The organism is Catonella sp., from assembly GCF_057250765.1.
In genome coordinates this window covers 1-3,988 of sequence record NZ_DBHIEC010000038.1, presented here as the reverse complement: position 1 = coordinate 3,988, position 3,988 = coordinate 1, and the positions used below count along the sequence as shown (strand labels likewise).

The following is a 3,988-nucleotide window of genomic DNA, read 5'->3' as shown; positions in this document are numbered from 1 at the left end:
CTCAATTGGCAGAGCAGCTGATTTGTAATCAGCAGGTTATCGGTTCGAGTCCGATCATCGGCTTTTTTGGGTGGATTCCCGAGTGGCCAAAGGGAGCAGACTGTAACTCTGTTAGCATAGCTTTCGAAGGTTCGAATCCTTCTCCACCCACTTTAGAAAATAGTAGGACAGTGCAATATTCCAAGATATTTTCTAAACTTAATATCGCGGGGTGGAGCAGTCTGGAAGCTCGTCGGGCTCATAACCCGAAGGTCATAGGTTCAAATCCTGTCCCCGCAATTTTTTGCCCAGATAGCTCAGTCGGTAGAGCAAGGGACTGAAAATCCCTGTGTCGCTGGTTCGATTCCGGCTCTGGGCATTTTGTCTTGTAAAGACGTTAATTTAATATGGGACATTAGCTCAGCCGGTAGAGCACTTGACTTTTAATCAAGGTGTCGGGGGTTCGATTCCCCCATGTCTCAGAAGAGAGAAAAGGCTTAAACTCAGTAGTTTCAAGGGTTTGAGCCTTTTTGTCATTCAGGGCAGATTATACCCATCAATTTTTCAATCATTGAGTGTAAAAGTCTGCTTCTTTCATTATCAGCAGCCTTGTAAAACATTTCTTTACCGCTCCTACGGCTTGTAATAAGCTCACCTGCTTTTAACTGCTTCAAATGATGAGAAACTGCAGGACTAGACATATTTACCATTGCACTGATGTTGAGCACACAGTCTTCACAGTGGCATAAAAGCCAAAATATTCTAAGTCTGCTGCCATCCCCAAGCTGTTTAAAAACTTCTGCTGTAAGATTGAAATCATCTATAACAGCAAGACGGGCAAGTGCGTCTTCATGCTGTTTGTCGTGGTGATGGTCATGAGGTAAATGTAACATATATAATCTCCCAAAAGTTGTAATTTTATAATGTGATGATAAAAGTATCAAATAAGTTTGACACGTATATCGTTTTATAAAAGTATAGCATAATGATATAAAATCTACAAACAAGATAAATATCATTTTATGCGATTGAAAAATATAGGATTGTATGAAAAGATTACTATTGTAACTTTAATCTTAGCAATAATATCTTTATAATAATGTAAGGATATTATTGAATAAAGAATATAGAGAAAAGTTTTCTCTATTAAATTATTATACTTATTATAAAGATAAATGGAGAATCGGTATGGAAGAAAAAAAGATTGTAGTAGCGGGGCACGTATCGCTTGATATTACACCAAAGTTCAATATGAAGACTAAAGTAAGTTCTATAGGTAGCGTAATAAAAGCAGGAAAATTGATAAATGTTGGTAAAGCTGCTATTGCACCTGGAGGCTGTGTTACCAATACAGGACTGGCTCTTAAAAAATTTGGTGTGGATGTTAAACTTATTGCAAAAGTTGGTAGTGATGAATTTGCAGAAATTTTATACGAGAAATACAGACAACAAGGTGTTGAACCAAATTTTATAGTAAGTGGGGAAGATACCACATCATATACAATAGTTTTAGCACTCAATGGATGTGATAGGGCATTTCTCCATGATAGCGCGGCTAATGACAGCTTTTGTGAAGAAGATATAGACTATGAAGTAGTAAAGAACTCGGACTATTTTCATTTTGGATACCCTACCTTAATGAAAGAATTTTTTAGGGAAGATAAAGATGAACTAAGAAAGATGTTTCAGAAGGTGAAGGATTTTGGACTTATAACAAGTCTAGATGTAACTACAATAGATCCAGACAGTGAGCAGGCAGATGTTGACTGGAATAAAAGGCTTTCTGAAGTTTTGCCTTATGTAGATTTTTTTGTACCAAGCATTGAAGAGCTTTGTTTTATGTTGGATAGGAAAAAATATCGCGAGATCCAAAATAGAGCAAGTGATGACATCTGTATGCATTTATCACTATCAGAAGACATTGTTCCTATGGCAGAAAAAGTGATAAATCTCGGTTGTAAAGGTGTACTCATTAAAGTTGGAGCAGCAGGAATGTACCTCATGACATCAGACAGAAACAGAATGAATGAACTTGATGGTAAAATAAGTATAGAGGAATGGTCAAACAAGAGAATATTTCAAAATAGCTATACACCTGATAGGATCTTGTCCGGTACAGGAGCAGGGGATACGTCAATAGCGGCATTTATATATGGGATATGCAAAGGAATGACACCTGAAGATACTTTAAAGATAGCTGCGGGTACCGGTGCATCCTGTATAACAGAATATGACACTTTGTCGGGATTACTACCGATAAGTATACTAAAAAAAAAGATACAAAACGGCTGGAAGGAACAAAATTTTATTCATAAATAAGGAGGAGTTTATGTTAGTATCGTTAAAATCAGTTTTGGGTATTGCAGAAGCAAAAAATATCGCAGTAGGAGCATTTAATCTTACTACACTGGAAGGAATAAGGGCAGTTATAGGGGCTGCCGAGGAACTCGAACAACCTGTAATTTTACAATTTGCAAATGCAGCACATAAGGAGTATGTATCTCTTGAAAACATTGCACCAGCTATGCTAGCACTTGGGGATAAAGCAAGTGTTCCAGTTTGTGTACATCTTGACCATGGTGCAGACTTTGAAGAAGTTAAAAGAGCATTAGATTTAGGTTTTACAAGTGTTATGTATGATGGTTCTGCTCTTCCTTATGAACTTAATGCCGCAAATACAAGGACGGTGGTAGATTTGGCAAGTCAGTACTCTGCATCAGTTGAGGCTGAAATTGGTTCAATGGGGGCAGAAGTAAGTGAAGAGGGTGGTGAGGCGGATGAGAGATGCTATACTGAACCTGATATAGCTGCGAAATTTGTGGTAGAAACCGGGGTTGATGCACTTGCCTGTTCGTTTGGTACTGTACATGGAATCTATAAAAGTGCCCCAAAACTTGATATAGATAGAATAGCTAGAATTCGTAAGGCAACTGGAGTTCCTGTTGTTATGCATGGTGGTTCAGGCATTAGTGATGAGGATTTTAGAAAATGTATTGAAAATGGAGTTAGGAAGATTAATTTTTATACATATGCAGCAAAATATGCTGGAGAGTATGTAAAGAAAAAGCTAGAAGAAAGTTCAGGATATGTATTTTATCATGACGTGGCAGTATGGGGACTCGAATCAATGAAAAAGACATATATTGATACAATCAGGATATTTGCAAATTTGAAGTAAAATGACAAATGTAATAAAAAATGATTACAAAAAACAGGTGTATCGAAAATAAAAAACAGGTATTATATACCTAGAACTAAAAAAAATATGGATCTGAAGAGGAGAAGATTTATGAAAAGAAAAATTCTAGCACTTATTTTAGCAGCAACTATGGTCGGTTCACTTACCGCTTGTGGAAGCGGTAATGCAAGTAGTGGAAGTACCACAAAAAGTGGAAGTACAGCAAATACATCTGCAAGTAAAACAGGAAGTACTCAGGTAAGTAGTAAAACAAGTACAGCAGGTAAACATTATAAATTTGGTTATACTTGTATGGATGGAACTAATCCATTCTTTGTTACGATTCAGGACAAGATGAAAGAGTTAATTACAGCAAAGGGAGACGAGTTGGTAACAACAGATCCTGGAAATGATGTTACAAAGCAGATTTCACAGGTTGAAGATATGCTTTCACAAAATCTTGATGGATTATTTATGAATCCGGTAGATGCACAGGGAATTATTCCTGCACTTGATCAGGCTAAGGCTGCAAATGTTCCAATGGTAGGCTTTGACACACAGGTTGGTGATATGTCATACCTTGTGTCATATACAGGATCAAATAACTATAATGCAGGAAAGGTTGTTGGTGAGGATTTAGTTAAGAAATGCCCAAAGGGAGGTAAGATTATAGTTCTTGATTCTCCTACAATGCAGTCGGTAGTTGATAGAACTAATGGTTTCTTAGATGCAATTAAAGATCATGGTTTTGAAATCGTTGCACAGCAGGATGCAAAGGGTAACTTACAGGTTGCTATGGGTATTGCAGAAGACTTACTTCAAGCACATAGT

4 protein-coding genes and 4 tRNA genes are annotated in these 3,988 nt (G+C 37.1%); 7 read left to right on the top strand and 1 reads right to left on the bottom strand.

Features of this window, described 5'->3' with window-relative positions; genetic code table 11:
• Positions 1 to 68: 68 nt before the first annotated feature.
• The 4 genes from ACO6HM_RS12255 to ACO6HM_RS12240 all read left to right on the top strand — a co-directional run bounded on the left by ACO6HM_RS12255 (position 69) and on the right by ACO6HM_RS12240 (position 461).
• Positions 69 to 150 (top strand) — tRNA-Tyr (locus ACO6HM_RS12255).
• 55 nt (positions 151 to 205) lie between these two features.
• Positions 206 to 279: transfer RNA gene (locus ACO6HM_RS12250), tRNA-Met, on the top strand.
• 6 nt (positions 280 to 285) lie between these two features.
• A tRNA-Phe gene (locus ACO6HM_RS12245) sits at positions 286 to 358 on the top strand.
• A gap of 30 nt (positions 359 to 388) precedes the next feature.
• Positions 389 to 461, top strand: a tRNA-Lys gene (locus ACO6HM_RS12240).
• Between the two features lie 51 nt (positions 462 to 512).
• On the opposite strand, the gene ACO6HM_RS12235 is transcribed toward ACO6HM_RS12240, so the two are convergent.
• Complete coding sequence (locus ACO6HM_RS12235) at positions 513 to 872, bottom strand: ArsR/SmtB family transcription factor (protein WP_485391303.1); 360 nt, start codon at positions 870 to 872, stop codon at positions 513 to 515.
• Between the two features lie 295 nt (positions 873 to 1,167).
• On the opposite strand from ACO6HM_RS12235, the gene ACO6HM_RS12230 reads away from it, so the two are divergent.
• From ACO6HM_RS12230 to ACO6HM_RS12220, 3 genes are all read left to right on the top strand, one after another.
• Positions 1,168 to 2,298, top strand: coding sequence for a carbohydrate kinase family protein (locus ACO6HM_RS12230; RefSeq protein WP_485391302.1), 1,131 nt, complete (start codon positions 1,168 to 1,170; stop codon positions 2,296 to 2,298).
• Between the two features lie 10 nt (positions 2,299 to 2,308).
• The gene (locus ACO6HM_RS12225) at positions 2,309 to 3,157 is read left to right on the top strand and encodes a class II fructose-bisphosphate aldolase (RefSeq protein ID WP_485391301.1); all 849 of its coding nucleotides are present in this window, start codon (positions 2,309 to 2,311) and stop codon (positions 3,155 to 3,157) included.
• 111 nt (positions 3,158 to 3,268) lie between these two features.
• On the top strand, positions 3,269 to 3,988 hold a 720-nt coding region (locus ACO6HM_RS12220), incomplete at its 3' end, for a substrate-binding domain-containing protein (protein ID WP_485391300.1).

Coding starts and splice junctions, on each gene's coding strand:
- ACO6HM_RS12225 (WP_485391301.1), top strand. CDS start 2,309: ATGTTAGTATCGTTAAAATCAGTTTTGGGTATTGCAGAAGCAAAAAAT.
- ACO6HM_RS12230 (WP_485391302.1), top strand. CDS start 1,168: ATGGAAGAAAAAAAGATTGTAGTAGCGGGGCACGTATCGCTTGATATT.
- ACO6HM_RS12235 (WP_485391303.1), bottom strand. CDS start 872: ATGTTACATTTACCTCATGACCATCACCACGACAAACAGCATGAAGAC.